The organism is Marivita geojedonensis, from assembly GCF_002115805.1.
Lineage (GTDB): Bacteria > Pseudomonadota > Alphaproteobacteria > Rhodobacterales > Rhodobacteraceae > Marivita > Marivita geojedonensis.
On the sequence record NZ_JFKC01000002.1, the window covers coordinates 53,058 to 67,563 of the forward strand.

General features: G+C 57.6%; 11 protein-coding genes and 1 riboswitch. Of the genes, 6 read left to right on the forward strand and 5 right to left on the reverse strand.

Features of this window, described 5'->3' with window-relative positions; all coding sequences use genetic code 11:
- Positions 1-193 precede the first annotated feature (193 nt).
- The gene (locus MGEO_RS03410; protein WP_085635314.1) at positions 194-2,200 is read left to right on the forward strand and encodes a BTAD domain-containing putative transcriptional regulator; all 2,007 of its coding nucleotides are present in this window, start codon (positions 194-196) and stop codon (positions 2,198-2,200) included.
- A 535-nt stretch (positions 2,201-2,735) separates the two neighbouring features.
- Here the strand turns inward: MGEO_RS03410 and MGEO_RS03415 are convergent.
- Positions 2,736-3,605, reverse strand: coding sequence for a LysR substrate-binding domain-containing protein (locus MGEO_RS03415; RefSeq protein WP_211297963.1), 870 nt, complete (start codon positions 3,603-3,605; stop codon positions 2,736-2,738).
- A gap of 499 nt (positions 3,606-4,104) precedes the next feature.
- Between MGEO_RS03415 and MGEO_RS03420 the strand changes: the two genes are divergently transcribed.
- On the forward strand, positions 4,105-4,899 hold the full coding sequence (locus MGEO_RS03420; protein WP_143746229.1) for a methyltransferase domain-containing protein: 795 nt from the start codon (positions 4,105-4,107) through the stop codon (positions 4,897-4,899).
- Between the two features lie 540 nt (positions 4,900-5,439).
- On the opposite strand, the gene MGEO_RS03425 is transcribed toward MGEO_RS03420, so the two are convergent.
- From MGEO_RS03425 to MGEO_RS03440, 4 genes are read right to left on the reverse strand one after another with little or no spacing between them, the layout of a single operon-like run.
- A complete protein-coding gene (locus tag MGEO_RS03425) occupies positions 5,440-6,732 on the reverse strand; it encodes a TRAP transporter large permease (protein WP_085635317.1) in 1,293 nt (430 codons plus the stop codon).
- The gene (locus MGEO_RS03430; RefSeq protein ID WP_085635318.1) at positions 6,729-7,229 is read right to left on the reverse strand and encodes a TRAP transporter small permease; all 501 of its coding nucleotides are present in this window, start codon (positions 7,227-7,229) and stop codon (positions 6,729-6,731) included. The genes MGEO_RS03425 and MGEO_RS03430 overlap by 4 nt, the downstream gene beginning before the upstream one ends.
- Positions 7,230-7,284: 55 nt before the next feature.
- Complete coding sequence (locus MGEO_RS03435) at positions 7,285-8,343, reverse strand: TRAP transporter substrate-binding protein (RefSeq protein WP_085635319.1); 1,059 nt, start codon at positions 8,341-8,343, stop codon at positions 7,285-7,287.
- 28 nt (positions 8,344-8,371) lie between these two features.
- On the reverse strand, positions 8,372-9,562 hold the full coding sequence (locus MGEO_RS03440) for a M20 metallopeptidase family protein (RefSeq protein ID WP_085635320.1): 1,191 nt from the start codon (positions 9,560-9,562) through the stop codon (positions 8,372-8,374).
- A gap of 153 nt (positions 9,563-9,715) precedes the next feature.
- Here MGEO_RS03440 and MGEO_RS03445 point away from each other — a divergent pair, with 153 nt between their 5' ends.
- The 4 genes from MGEO_RS03445 (at position 9,716) to benA (ending at position 14,505) form a co-directional block, all read left to right on the forward strand.
- A complete protein-coding gene (locus tag MGEO_RS03445) occupies positions 9,716-10,198 on the forward strand; it encodes a MarR family winged helix-turn-helix transcriptional regulator (protein WP_085635321.1) in 483 nt (160 codons plus the stop codon).
- A 48-nt stretch (positions 10,199-10,246) separates the two neighbouring features.
- Positions 10,247-10,332, forward strand: a riboswitch (glycine riboswitch).
- 99 nt (positions 10,333-10,431) lie between these two features.
- Positions 10,432-11,715 (forward strand): D-amino acid dehydrogenase, encoded by a 1,284-nt coding sequence (locus tag MGEO_RS03450; RefSeq protein ID WP_085635322.1) that lies wholly within the window; start codon positions 10,432-10,434, stop codon positions 11,713-11,715.
- 165 nt (positions 11,716-11,880) lie between these two features.
- Positions 11,881-13,044 carry a muconate/chloromuconate family cycloisomerase gene (locus MGEO_RS03455; protein ID WP_085635323.1) on the forward strand — a complete coding sequence of 388 codons (1,164 nt, stop codon included), beginning with the start codon at positions 11,881-11,883 and terminating at the stop codon, positions 13,042-13,044.
- A 72-nt stretch (positions 13,045-13,116) separates the two neighbouring features.
- Positions 13,117-14,505, forward strand: coding sequence for a benzoate 1,2-dioxygenase large subunit (benA, locus tag MGEO_RS03460; protein WP_085635324.1), 1,389 nt, complete (start codon positions 13,117-13,119; stop codon positions 14,503-14,505).
- Position 14,506: the final 1 nt, after the last annotated feature.

A 14,506-nucleotide genomic window follows, 5' to 3' on the forward strand; every position in this document is an offset into this window, starting at 1 on the left:
TCCAACCGTGATACTGTTGCGGGCCATGAAGGGTCTGGCCTAATCCATATTTCGTTTCCAATTGCTTCAGATGCTGGGTTACGTCTCGCGGTCCTTCATAAAGGCTCATCTCTTTTCTCCTCGATTCTGTAGGTTGCTGGCTTTAGTTTTGAGATGACCGCGTCAGCTAAGGCGGGAGGCGATCGTCAAAGAAATGCAAAATCGTGAGAATCCGGACGACTATTTGTACTGTTTCCGATTGATCGGTGCGTTTTCCGTGACCGACGCGTTTGGCAAAAATTGCCCTTTACCAGGCCGTAAAGACCGTGCGGTTCTTGCTTTTCTTGCCGCACACTCGGGCCATCCAGTTGCGAGGGACAGGCTCGTCGAATTGGTGTGGCCAGGCTCTCTTGAAGGTGCTGGACGCGCCAGTCTTCGCCAATCGCTGAGCACGATACGCAAAGCGCTCGCCCATGAGAGCATCCTGACGGTTGATCGTGACACGATAATGCTGAATGCCGGGCCTATCAGAACCGATATAGCCCGGCTGGGAATTGGAGACCTCAAGGTTAGCGAAAGCGAGGTCGCGCCAATCGCAAATGGCGAGATGTTCCTGGACGATCTCAGCGGTATTTCTTCCGAATACGACACCTGGCGAGCGACAGAACAATCGCGGTTGTCCGCCGTGGTGGCCAAGTCTCTTATCTCTCTCGCCGAAGAAGCCGAAGCGACACAAAACTTTGCTCGAGCAGTGTCGTATCTATCTCAACTCAGTTCGCTCGACCCGCTGAACGAAAATGCCGTGCGACGGCTGATGCGCAGTCAAATACTTGTCGCGCAACCAAACGCGGCGGTGCAGCGCTATCGCCGTTTTGAGTCCTTTCTCGATAAAGAATTGGGTATACGACCGGAACCAGAAACACAGGACATGTTTAGGCATGCGATGGCGCAGAGGTCTGGGCATTCGGGTGCGGCACGGACTGAGGAAACACCAATCCCTGCAGATGTGCCAGAGGTAGGAACGCCGCCAACAATCCTGGTGCGGCCGTTCCGTGATCTGTCAGCCGACCAGTCGGACACGTATTTCACGGACGGACTGACCGAAGATGTTACGATCGAACTGGGGCGGTTTCCCGGTCTAAGAGTGATGGCACCCGAAACTGGCTTCGCGTATCGGGACACGTCGGTTGGTGCACAGGAGATCGCGCAGGAAATTGGCGTCCGATATATTTTGACGTGCACCGTGAGGCGAACATCGAAACGTCTGCGCGTCTCGGCACAGCTGCTCGATGCAAACAACAACCACTTGGTATGGGCTGAGCGTTTTGATCGCGAACTGTCCGAGTTGTTCGACCTTCAGGACGACATAACGGCAAGTGTGGTAGGTGCCGTTGCGCCACAAATCGAGATCACAGAGGGACTTAGGGCAAGCCGTGCGGAAATCACGTCTATGTCGCTCTACGATCGAGCGCTGAGAGCTCATCATGACCTGAATATTGGAAAGCGAAATTCGGGCCCTGAACACGTTGCGCGCGCAATCAGCGCAGCGGAGGATATATTGCAAGAACAGCCAGACATGCCCCAAGCGTTGTTGGTTTTGGCTTGGGGGCACTTCTACAGCTTTCTTTGCCGGTGGCCTCCTGATCCAGATTTGGCGAAGGAACAGGCGCTGGACGCCGCTGAAAGACTCTTGGGTTTAGAGCCAAACAATGTTCATGCGCTGACGGTTCGCGGCGAGCTACGTGCCTCTCTTGGGCAATATGAAGCGGCACTTCGGGACCACCGAAAAGCTTTGGACATCAACCCAAATTTCACCTGGACGCTATTCTTCATGTCCATTTGTGAAGCTCTTGTGGGTAGGCCGGATGAGGCACGCGCGCATGCCAAGCGAGGGCTCATGCTGAGTCCAAAGAGCCGGGACACAGGTATCGCAGGTGCCTATTTGGCAATGGCTTTGGCAAGCTTTTCCGAGGATAAGCTTAAAGATGCCATTCACTGGGGTGAACTCGCAATAGAAACGCAGCCCAAAGTGCCTTATCGCCGCTTGTTGGTGGCTGCATGCTACGGACTGCTGGATCGGCACGATGAGGCGCGCGAGCATCTTGAGGCTTTGAACGCGTTCGCTCCGAAGTTCGTGTCCGACTTTCGAGCAGGTTGCATTGACATCTTTCTTGATCCAAAGCTCGACGATTTGCTGAGAGAAGGCCTTGCCCGTTTATAGCTCTCCCACGGTAGGCTCTCCCCAGCCATTCACCGCTACCTGCCCGGAAGTCCGCTATTCCCTCCAGAGACTGATATGGCCTTCCTATGGAACCTGATAGGCAGCCTAGAGATGGGCATAGTCAGCCTAGAGAGGGCGCTGACGGCCTCTGCGATGGTAGAGGTAAAGCTCTTGGATAGGGATGAGGGGATGAAGAGACCTGCGTGCAGGAAGAGGGTCCCAGGTTAGCCCACAGATCTCTTCGTTCTGGTGATGTAGCTAGAGGAGTGTACATCATTGCTGATCCTCCGAATGTCAGCGGTAAATGCAAGACAGAGGTTCTGACCTATCACCGAAAAAAACTGCGCTGCCGGGAGACAGCCATGTCTGAGTAGTTTGGAACTTAATGTTGCATACCAAACTACTCGCATGCCAATGATATCCATGATAATCTGCTAACCTACCAAGTTAAAGGCACTGACCGAAGTGGCCATAGTATGCTGTGGCTGGTGAACAGAAGAGCGAAGATCTTGCAGGGCAATGCCGCCGTTCGCACTTATTCCCTTGTGAGATCGTCTCGCAACCATTCGGCAAATGCGATCACTCTTGGGTCCGGTGCAGGGGTTTTCGGGAAAACCACATACATCGCTTCAGTTCCGTTGATTGCGTGTGGGTGAAGCTGAACCAATCGGCCAGAGTCCAAATCCTCCTGCAACAATCGTTTGTCTCCAAGCGCAACTCCATGACCAGAAAAAGCGAGATCGATCACGCGGGCACGGTTTCCGTATTGAAGAAAGGTCGCCGGAATGACCCCGGTGTACCCAACTGTCGCAAACCATCGCTCCCACCGAGATTCTTGACCGCCAACGTAACCAAGGTTCATCGTGGCAATTTCACTTGGATCCAACGGCGGTTTTCGACCTTCCAGCATCACGGGTGCAGCTACGGGTATCAGAAGGTCGCTGTGTAATTCGACCTCACCCAGCCCTGCCCAACTGCCCGCACCATACCGCAAGCCGGCGTCCAAGTCGGACTTGCCGAAGTCAATGACAGTAGAATCCATCTCGGGCATGATCTTAAGCCCGGGGTGGGCTGCGTGAAACCGGGCCAACCGCGGTAAAAGCATACGGTTCCCGTAGTATGGCGCGCAGGATATTTTCAGGGTTCCATCCATGCGGCGATTACCCAAGTCGGCGGTGGCGCGTTCGATCAAGTCCAAAGCTTTTCCCAAGGCATCTGCATAGGCAACGGCCTCTGGCGTTGGGTCGATACGGCGCGTTCGTCGGTGAAACAGCTTGATATTGAGCGCCTCTTCCAACGCCTTGACCTGATGGCTGACAGCCGCCTGTGTCACATTCAACTCTTTGGCGGCAACCTTGAAACTGCCGTGTCGAGCAGCGGCCTCAAACGCGCGAAGTTGTTTCAAATTCGGAAGTCGTCGAACCATCTTGCCATACTTTTTCTAATGCACTGTGTGAAATATGATCGTTTGTGTCAATAAAACTAACGCAGCTATCACGGAGGTAGGATCACAAGACACCCAATCTGAGGAGCTGAACAGATGTCACATAATTCCATGCGTCCCATCCAAGATAGCCAACTCAAAATGGAACTTCTCAAGATTGGAAGTCCCGCAGCGGTACGCGATGCGCCAACACTACGACCACTTCGAACTCCGCGGTCATTCCGCTGTAAAACGTGTAAGTTCCTCGCGAACCGGATGCTGAGGATTGGCCATTGGTTCGAGCAGCGAGCCGAAGCCTACGGGTGATATTAGAGCGATAAACCAAACACTGTGGCTGAGAACTGTGTTGCAGGGCTATGGGCAAACAGTGTGTTCCCAACCCTGCATTTGCCCTATGGCAGACGTTATCTTCCAATTGTGCTAGTAGGTATAACTAGAAAGTCTGGAAGGCTGAGACTTGGTGGACGAACCATTCTACAAGGCAAACTGGCGCGACATCGATCCAGATCGCATGTCAGCATACAAGGACGGGTTCCGATGGGACGACGCGGCTGAAGCGCTGTACGAACCAGCGAAGATTTCGTTAGGACAAACTGTTGCGGACTTTGGGTGCGGCCCGGGAAGAGTTGCTGTGGAGTTCGCCAAACGGGTGGGCGAGCGAGGGCACGTTCATGCCATCGACATCAATTCTCAATTCCTTGCATTTGCCAAGCAGAACGCAGCTGATGCGGCTGTTTCCGAACGACTAAGTACGCATCAAAGCGACGGTGGTTCGCTTCCGCTTTCAGACGGCTTGCTGGATCGGATTTCTGCTCGCAACACGATTATGTACGTCGACAATCCAGTCCAGACGTTGCGCGAATTTCGAAGAGTTCTTCGACCAGGTGGCTTGGCGCATGCCATTGATGGCGATTGGTACATGATGGTTGCTGAACCCGTCGAGCACGACGCTTGGCGTGAGTTCGTCAAGGCCGCATCACATGCTTGCCGAAACTCTGACATGGGTCGAAAGCTCTACCGCACATTCGTAGATGCCGGTTTTAAAGACATTCAAGTTTCGATTATTGCGAATGCAGATGCGAACGGTCGTCTTTTGGGAATGGTCCGCAACATGGCTAAATATGCTCACAAGAGCGGAACGCTTGACGCAACAATAATCAGAGGAGTTGTAGAACAAGTTGAGCAGGCCCTAGCTTCCGGCACCTATTTGCTAGTGTCTCCGCAATTCATCGTGACAGGACGAAATCCGGGTTAGAGATGGAGGCTGTCGCTCACGTTCGATTTCGTCTGCGCAGCTGGAAATTACACCAACACGCTATTTTCGACTGCGTTCCAAAACACTGTGGTTGCGAACTGTGTTCAAGTTGGTGTGGGGCAAACACTGTGTTGCGAACAGTGTGTCCAACACAGCGATTCCAAACACGGTGTTCAACACAGTGTTTCAGCCCGCCCAGCGCCACTTCAACGCACGAAAAACTGTGCGATGAGTGTGCAACGCATGAAGTGAAAACTGTGCGATGCGCAAGTGGCTTGTTTTTATTACTAAAGTGGTGCCCGGGGGCGGAATCGAACCACCGACACGAGGATTTTCAATCCGACCACATCTTCGCTTCGCGTTTCATTAAATCTGCCCAGAGAGAAAGGAACTTGAATGATCCCCGCTGTCTTCAATTGAACAAATACAAGGGATCATTTCTGTTGTACGTACAGAGGGGTGCTCAACGAAGTGCCGATCAATATGCACTCCGTCTTTGCAACCTGCAGCGCTCTCTGGAGGCGATCCTGAAACGAATGCCTATCCTACTGTAGACCCCAGCCAGAGAGTGATGGCTGGGAATGCCACCAGCAGCGCCAACCGAACGACATCAACGGCGATAAAGGGCACAAGTCCTTTGAAAATGCGCACAACCGGGACCTCGGGCAAAACCGCTTTCAAGACGAATACGTTCATGCCAACGGGCGGCGTCACCAATGCGATCTCGGTCACGACGATCACGATGATACCAAACCAGACCAGATCAAATCCCTGTGTCACCACAATGGGCGCAAAGAGCGGCACGAAGATCAGGATGATCGCCATGGAGTCCATGACGCAGCCCAGCACCAGAAACACCAGCATGATTGCGAAGATCAGCGCGTAGCCTTCCAGCCCGGTCGATTGCACCAGTGCCAGAACTCCTGCAGCAAGGCCTGACAGCGTGAGCAGCTTCGACAGCATCAGCGCACCGAACAGTACCGCGTAGAGCGAGACCGAGGTGTAGGCCGTGTCGATGATCACCGCCCGCAGAACCTTCCACGTTAGGCGGCCGTGAAAGGTCGCGATCAGAATGGCGAGACCCGCGCCCATGCCGGCCGCCTCGGTCGGGGTGAAGAGCTTGGCATAAAGCCCGCCGATGATCAGGCCGAACAGCAGGACAAACGGCCAGATCCCGGACAGCGCCTTGATCCGTTCGGACCAGTCACTTGTCTCGCCCTGCGGCGCATGTTCGGGATTGCGGGCCGCCACGACCCGGATCGCCAGCATGTAAAGCGCCAGCCCGATCAGGCCGGGAACAACGCCTGCGATGAACAGATCGCCGATATTGGTCTGGGTTAGGATGCCATAGACCACCATGATGATCGACGGCGGGATCAGGATACCCAATGTGCCACCCGCCGCGATGGTGCCCGAGGCCAACTCGTCCGAGTAGTTGTACTTCTTCATGCTCGGATAGGCGACCTTGGCCATCGTCGCGGCCGTCGCATAGCTTGATCCGCAAACTGCGGAAAAGCCAGAACAGGCCACCATGGTCGACAGCGACAGACCACCGCGTACATGGCCGACAAAGGCATAGGCTGCGCGGAATAGATCATGCGCGATGCCGGTCTTCGAGATGACGTTGCCCATCAGGATGAACATCGGCACCACGGCCAGATCATAGGACAACACCGCGTCCGAGATCGTCAGCGGCAGGAGTTGGAAGGCGATGTTCCAGTTGATGGCGAACCCGATGCCGGCGACAGACACCGACAGCAGAGAAATCGCCAGAGGGACGCGCAGAAAGGCCAGAAGGATGGCCGTGATCATGGCAATTGATCCGACGATCATAACGCTTCCTCCTCGTGGGTGTCTTCGGGATCGATCATCGGGCCGGTGACCGCGACGATCAGGGCGGCAAGGGCCGACAGGGCGCAGCTCAGCGCCATGAAGAAATAAAGCGGGCCGCGTGGCACGCGGAGCGCCTGGCTCACTTCGGAAATCCGCGAGGCGTTCAGACCGTGTTTGACGAACAGCCATGCGATGACAGCCAGAACCACCGTCACCAGAAGGGCCACCAAACCCCGCCACCATGCCATCCACGGCTTGCTCACCAGCTTGTCGGCAAGGTCGATGGTCAGATGCGCCCCGGCGGCAGTCACCAATGGCAGACCGGCAAAGACCACAAGTGCCATCAGATGTTCGGTGATGTCATTCGCGCCATAGATCGGTTTGCCGACCAAGCGCCGTCCGATCACGTCGGCAAATGTCAGTGCCACCATGGCCAGTAGAAACAGCGCCATCACCGTTTCGACGCCACGGCGTATTTTCCATGCCAAAGGCAGCATGACGGGTCTCCTCCCCAAGAAAACGGGGGCCGGTGTGCGGCCCCCGCGATATTGCTTACTGAGACACCGGTGCTGCGGCCTGCGCGGCAAGTGCCTGGTAGGTTTCGCCGTAGAAATCCAGCATCGCCTGCGGGTCTTCGACACCAGCCGCCTTGGCCGCATCGACCCACTCGCCAACCATCTCGCCATAGATGACATCGACGGCGGCGATCAGTTCGGGCGAGGCTTCGACAATCTCGTGACCGGCTGCGCTGAGTTTTTCGACGGCAGCGGGGTTCTGTGCGTCAAAGTTGCGGCCCCAGGCAGCAGACAGTGTCTCACCGCTGATGCTTTCGATGGCGGCCTTGTCCTCGGCACTCAGACCGTCCCACTTGGCACCGTTCATGACGACGAAGAAGGTCGCGTCATAAAAGCCGTTCGGGAAGATCGTGTGACGCTTCAGGCTGTCTTCGAGGCGGAAGTTCACCACCGACTCCATTGTGTGCAGAGACCCGTCGATGACGCCGCTTTCCAGCATTTCATAGGCCTTGGTGGCCGGAGCGGCGACAGGAACCGCTCCTAGAGAGGTCAGCAGTTTTTCCTGGATCGGGCCACCCATACGGAACTTGGTGTTCGCCATGTCCTCGGGCGTGGTCACGGCTTTGGTTCCGTGGTGCAACTGGCCACCACCAAACATGCCGACGCCCAGCATCTTCACACCGTCGAACGCTGCGTTGTCGGTGAGATAGGCTTCATATGTCTGCCACAGCGCACGGCTTTGCGCTTCGGCATTTGTGCCCGCGTTCGGGAATTCCGCGAACCACAGCGACACAAAGCGCTCGGGCTCGTAGGTGAAGTTGCCCCATGTGATGTCGGCCACGCCATTGCGGGCCAGTTCCCAATGCTGGGGCGGGCTGGCAAGAGGCGCGGGCAGGATCGTCACGGTCACACGGCCTTCGGTCACTTCCGCGACCTTTTCAGTGAAGGGCACAAGGAAATCGGTGTGCACGAAATGGGTCGGCGGCACCCAGGACGACATGGTCAGCATTTCGGCGCTGGCCAGTTGGGCTGAGGCGGCGATCAGGGCGCTGGCGGCAACGGCGCTTTTCAGCATAGTGGTGGAACAGAACGACATGGGTATCCTCCCTCGGATGATGTCTGTGTCAGGTCAGGTGGTGAGAGTTGAGCGAAACGCTCGTGCGGTGCTTTGCCAGATCGGCAAAGATGGCGGCTCCGACAGGAATGATGTCCGTGTCGAAGACAAATTCGGGATGGTGCGGGGCAGGGCCGGACTGCCCGATAAAGAAATAGGCCCCCGGCACACGGGCCGAGAGTTCCGCGAAATCCTCGGAAGCCATCAGGCTGCGGGCGTTCTCGGTCACGCGGTCGACACCAACCACGCGTGTCGCGGCAGATACTGCGGCGGCAACACAGGACGGGCTGTTTACGGTGACAGGGGTGACGGTTTCGATGTCGATCTCGATCAGGACACCGAACAGCAGTTCAGTTGCGCGCACCGCGTCTTGCAACATGTCCGCCAGACGATTGCGCACTGCCTCCGCAGTCGTACGCATCGTGCCCTCGAGCCGTACGGTGTCGGGCAGGATGTTCCGGGCGGTTCCACCGTGCAGCAGGCCAAAGGAAATCACCCCAGCGGCGCGTGCATCGACCAGCCGTGTGGCGGCCTGCTGCACCGATGTAATCAGATGCGCGGCAGCGGCAATGGCATCCTCGCCCGTATGCGGCATGGAGCCATGCGCGCCGTTTGCGCGAATGGTGATGTCGATATTGTCGGCCGAAGACAGCGCGGCAGTTGTCGGCACGCCGATCTGCCCGGCTGGCAGGTCAGGCGAATTGTGCAGGGCGAAAATCTCGTCGCAGGGGAAACTGTCGAAGAGGCCATCGGCGATCATCGCGCGGGCACCTGTCAGAAGCTCTTCAGCAGGCTGAAAGATGAAACGGACCGTGCCGTCGAAATCGCGGTGCTCGGCCAGATAGGCGGCGGCGGTCAGTGCGGTGACCATGTGTCCGTCGTGTCCACAGCCATGAAATCGTGCCGGGTCTGTCGAGGCATAAGCTAGCTTGGTCGCTTCCTGCATCGGCAGTGCGTCCAACTCTGCCCGAAAGGCAACGATGCGGCCCGGGGCGTTCCGCGACGCCTTGGCGCCGTGAAGCGTGCCAACCACGCCGGTGCCACCGATCCTGGTTGTCACGTCGTAGCCGAACTTGGTCAGCCGTTCTGCGACAAAGGCGGCGGTGCGAATTTCCTCGAACCCGGTTTCCGGGTGTCGGTGCAGATCGTGCAACCAGTCATGAGAGGTCGCCTGCTGCGAATTGTACCATTTGGTAAACATCCGTGAGTCGCCTCATTTAGTTGCAATTTGAGATTATCTGGTGTTGATGCTTGTACCCCGGAATAGTTGTTTGTTAAGACTATTTCGTGCTTGGATTTGGGTAACGGTTGATACCTTTTCGGTATCGACCAGACGTGAAACGGCGAGGCGCAGATGGACAAACCCTTCAAGAACGAGCGGTTGACCTACAAGCTGAACATCGTGGCCCAGCAGGCGATCACGGCAAATGACGCGATCTTCTTTCAGGAAACCGGTTGCCACATCCGCGACCTGCGCGTGCTGCGCCTGATCGACGACACACCGGGGACGACCTTTGCGGAAATCGCCAAAATAACCGGTTTCGAGAGGAGTTTGACGTCGCGTATTCTTCAGAACCTGATCGGGTCAAGGCTGATCACTCGCGAAAACTCGACCGAGGATGCGCGGGTGTTTCTGCTTTTCACAACCGGGAAAGGCAAAGAGGTACGCCAGGTGGCGCGGCGCCTGTCTGACCGGCTGGAGGTAATTCTGACCGATCCACTATCCTCTCAGGAGCTGCGGGCCTTAAACGAGATTCTCGAGCGTCTGGGAAACTGGGTCACTTCGGAAGACTATAGTCAGGCTCTTGATCGGGAAGTCAATAAGGCATCAGGTTAAAATAGTCTTGACTTGAGAATATCATCCGGCTTACCTGATAGCGCCTACCAAGCTGACACAGGAGAGGCCGATCGCATCGGCGCCGAAGGAGCAACCCCCCGGAACCTCTCAGGCAAAAGGACTGTGATCGGCAAGGGCGTCTGAAGCGCGCTGCGACCCTGTTCGCGACCCGCGACAGAGGGGATTGGACCTGCCATCCGGCAGGACGAAACCTTGGGTCGCGGGAGGATACCATGACCAGACTTGCCGTAATCGGCGCCGGGGTCACCGGCGTGACAACCGCATCCAGCCTCATGGACCGAGGCTATGATGTGACTCTGTTCGACCGCAACCGCTATGCCGCGATGCAGACCTCCTTCGCCAATGGCGGGCAACTCTCGGCTTCGAATGCCGAAACGTGGAACCGCTGGTCCACCGTGTTCAAAGGCATGAAGTGGATGATGACACGCGGCGCGCCCTTGCTCGTCAATCCCAAGCCAAGCTGGCACAAATACAGTTGGATGGCGGAATTCGTGGCGTCGATCCCGCAATACCGGGCGAACACCATTGAGACCACACGCATGGCCATCGCCGCGCGGGGGCTATTGCGGGAAAAGGCAGAGCGGCACGGGTTCGACTTCGACTGCGAAGACCGCGGCATCCTGCACATCTACACCAACAAGGCCGAGTTCGACCACGCGACCGAGGTGAACAAGCTGCTCGCCGAGGGAGGATTGGACCGTCGCGCGGTGGCGCCGGAAGAAGTCCGTCAGATTGAACCGACGCTGAGCGGCGACTTCTATGGCGGTTACTACACCGAGAGCGATTTCACTGGGGACATTCATCGCTATACGACGGGCCTCGCCAAATCCATCGAAGCCGGTGGCGCGGTCCTGCGGTTCGGCACCGATGTCGATGCGATCGACGTTGATGACAACGGCGTCCGCATCACTTGGAGCCGGAACAACGAAAGCCAGACCGAAGCGTTTGACGCGATTGTCGTTTGTGCCGGTGTCGAAAGCCGACGGATCGGTGCGCAACTCGGAGACCGGGTGAATGTCTATCCGGTCAAAGGCTATTCGATCACCGTCCGCCTGGATGACGAGGACAGCCAGCGCGCAGCCCCTTGGATCAGCCTTCTGGATGATGAGGCCAAGGTTGTGACCAGCCGCCTGGGCAAAGATCGCTTCCGCATCGCCGGCACGGCGGAGTTCAACGGCTACAACCTCGATATCCGCGATGATCGGATCCGTCCGCTGGTCAAATGGTGCGAACGGTTTTTCCCCGGTGTCAGCACCGAACATGCGATTCCGTGGGCGGGTCTGCGCCCGATGATGCCGAACATGATGCCAAAGGTCGGGCAGGGGGGGCGGGATAGGGTGTTCTACAACACCGGGCACGGCCATCTGGGCTGGACCTTATCGGCCGTGACGGCCGAAATGGTGAGCGATAAGGTTTTTGCATCAAAGGTGGTCAACAGTCGCTCGGGGTTGCGGGTGATCCAACCTTCGGCGGTACGCGCGACGAAAGTGGCGTAGCCTCACAACGGGTTTTTCCGCTTTGAAAAACGGCGTCGCATACCGCGGCGCCTTTTTTGTCGGACTGGTTCCGTTGATACCGCGTCAGGGTATCACCCGAGACCCGGGCCATCATCGACAGAAACAGGCCCACATGAGCAATCTGCATCGCAACGAAACGACAAGATGTGGAACACCCTCGTGACCAAGATCGACCAGATCGAAACCATGATCCTCGATATCCCGACCATCCGGGGACATGTGTTGTCCATGGCGACAATGCGGACGCAAACAGCCGTTGTGGTCGTTGTCCGCTTTTCCGACGGCTCGGAAGGGATCGGCGAGGGCACCACGATTGGAGGTCTGAGCTATGGGCCGGAAAGTCCCGAAGGCATCAAGTCGGCCATCGACACCTATATCGCGCCTGCCTTGATCGGGCGGGACGCCGATAGTGTGAATGCTGCGGTTCATTTGATCGACAAGCTGGTCAAAGGCAACCGTATCGCAAAGACCGCTGTGGAAATCGCGCTTTGGGACGGGCTGGGCAAGCGGCTCGGCGTATCTGTGGCGCAGTTGTTCGGTGGTGCCGTGCACGAGCGTTTGCCCGTGGCCTGGACTCTGGCATCCGGCAACTCGGAAACCGACATTGCCGAAGCCCATGAGATGATCGAAACCCGCCGCCACAACATCTTCAAGTTGAAGATTGGCAAGAGGTCGGTGCGCGATGACGTGGCCCATGTAGCACGGATCAAGCAGGCGGTGGGGGACGCCGCCAGCGTTCGCGTCGACGTGAACACTGCGTGGTCTCTCCAGGACGCGCGTTGGGGTCTGAAAGGGCTTCAGGATGCAGGGTGCGAGCTGGTCGAACAGCCCGTCCCCGCGCGTTACCGCCGGGCAATGGCCGAACTCTCCAGCGGCTACGAGATCGCCGTTATGGCGGATGAGGCGCTGAACGGCCCTGAAGATGCGTTGGCCGTGGTCAGCGCGAACGCAGCCGATGTGTTTGCCGTGAAAGTGGCGCAATCGGGCGGTCTGAAGCGCGCCTCCGAAGTGATCGCGATCGGGCAGGCGGCGGGTCTTGGCCTGTACGGCGGCACGATGCTCGAAACCGGGCTGGGTACTGCCGCCGCACTGCAGCTCTTCGCAACCACGGAACACCTGAGCTGGGGTACCGAACTGTTCGGACCCCTTCTCCTCACCGACGAAATCCTCGCGAAGCCGATCGTATATCGCGATTTCTGCGTCGAAATTCCCAAAGGCGTGGGCATCGGGGTCACGCTCGACCCCGACAAGATCGCATTCTTCCGCCGCGATGTCGGAAGAACCATCACAGCCGTCGCGGGCGAATAACCCACGACACCAAAACTAACCCAGCCGAGACGCTAAAAGAACACGTCGCGGCAGTCAGGAGGAGGACGACTGATGTTCACCCAATCTAATCTCGATGAGTTCGAGGCCCGCCTCGACGGCGCGATACAGGACGACCCGGAAAACGGAGTGTTCCGCTGTCGCCGGGATATCTTCACCGACGAAGAACTGTTCGAGCTTGAAATCAAGCACATCTTCGAGGGCAACTGGATCTACATGGCGCATGAAAGCCAGATCCCCGAGCCGGGCGATTACTTCACGTTGACCATGGGACGCACGCCGGTTGTCATCACCCGCGACAAGGATGGCGAGTTGCATGCGCTGGTCAATGCGTGCTCGCATCGCGGTGCACAGCTGTGCCGCTTCAAGCGCCGCAACCAGAAGACTTTTACCTGCCCGTTCCACGGCTGGACCTTCTCGAACACCGGTAAGCTCCTCAAGGTCAAGGATCCCAAGGGTGCGGGTTACCCCGAGCAGTTCAACAAGGACGGCTCCCACGATCTGACCAAGGTCGCCCGTTTCGAAAACTATCGCGGGTTCCTGTTCGGCTCGCTCAACGCCGATGTGAAACCGCTTGAGGAATACCTTGGCGAGGCGCGCAAGATGATCGACATGATTGTCGATCAGGCCGATGAAGGCCTTGAAGTGCTGCGCGGATCGTCGACCTACACCTATGACGGCAATTGGAAGCTTCAGGCAGAGAATGGCGCCGATGGCTATCACGTGTCCGCTGTGCATTGGAACTATGTCGCCACCACCGCGCACCGCACCGATGATGGTAAGGAAGACAACATCAAGGCGACCGACGCATCCAAATGGGCCAAGCAGCGCGGCGGGTTCCACGCTTACGAGAACGGCCACATTCTGCTCTGGACCGAATGGGCAGACCCGACCAACCGCCCGAACTATCCGCGCCTCGCTGAATGGAGCGAGCAGTATGGCAAGACCAAGGCCGATTGGATGGTGGGCGTTCTGCGCAACCTCTGCCTCTACCCGAACGTATTCCTGATGGACCAGTTCTCGAGCCAGATCCGCGTCTTCCGTCCAATCAGCGTCGATGAGACCGAAGTGACGATCTACTGCATCGCCCCCAAAGGCGAGAGCCAGGAAGCTCGTGCCCGCCGCATCCGCCAGTACGAGGACTTCTTCAACGCCTCCGGCATGGCGACCCCGGACGACACCGAGGAATTCCGGGCAACACAGCGCGGCTATGCCGGTGCCGCTCACGCCAAGTGGAACGACCTGACCCGTGGCGCGACCCAGTGGATCGATGGCCCGGACGAAGATGCCAAAGCGCTGGGTATCAACCCGGTCCTGTCTGGGGCTCGAACCGAGGATGAAGGCCTGTTCGTCATCCAACATTCAAACTGGTCCGAGCGCATGGGCGCGGCCATCGCCAAGGAACGCGAAACCGCGCCGGGCGCGGCTGTCGCGGCCGAATGAG

Excerpts from the sequence above, each read along its gene's own strand:
- MGEO_RS03435 (WP_085635319.1), bottom strand. The coding sequence starts at position 8,343 with ATGTCGTTCTGTTCCACCACTATGCTGAAAAGCGCCGTTGCCGCCAGC.
- MGEO_RS03430 (WP_085635318.1), bottom strand. The coding sequence starts at position 7,229 with ATGCTGCCTTTGGCATGGAAAATACGCCGTGGCGTCGAAACGGTGATG.
- MGEO_RS03445 (WP_085635321.1), top strand. The coding sequence starts at position 9,716 with ATGGACAAACCCTTCAAGAACGAGCGGTTGACCTACAAGCTGAACATC.
- benA (WP_085635324.1), top strand. The coding sequence starts at position 13,117 with ATGTTCACCCAATCTAATCTCGATGAGTTCGAGGCCCGCCTCGACGGC.
- MGEO_RS03410 (WP_085635314.1), top strand. The coding sequence starts at position 194 with ATGCAAAATCGTGAGAATCCGGACGACTATTTGTACTGTTTCCGATTG.
- MGEO_RS03455 (WP_085635323.1), top strand. The coding sequence starts at position 11,881 with ATGTGGAACACCCTCGTGACCAAGATCGACCAGATCGAAACCATGATC.
- MGEO_RS03440 (WP_085635320.1), bottom strand. The coding sequence starts at position 9,562 with ATGTTTACCAAATGGTACAATTCGCAGCAGGCGACCTCTCATGACTGG.
- MGEO_RS03425 (WP_085635317.1), bottom strand. The coding sequence starts at position 6,732 with ATGATCGTCGGATCAATTGCCATGATCACGGCCATCCTTCTGGCCTTT.
- MGEO_RS03450 (WP_085635322.1), top strand. The coding sequence starts at position 10,432 with ATGACCAGACTTGCCGTAATCGGCGCCGGGGTCACCGGCGTGACAACC.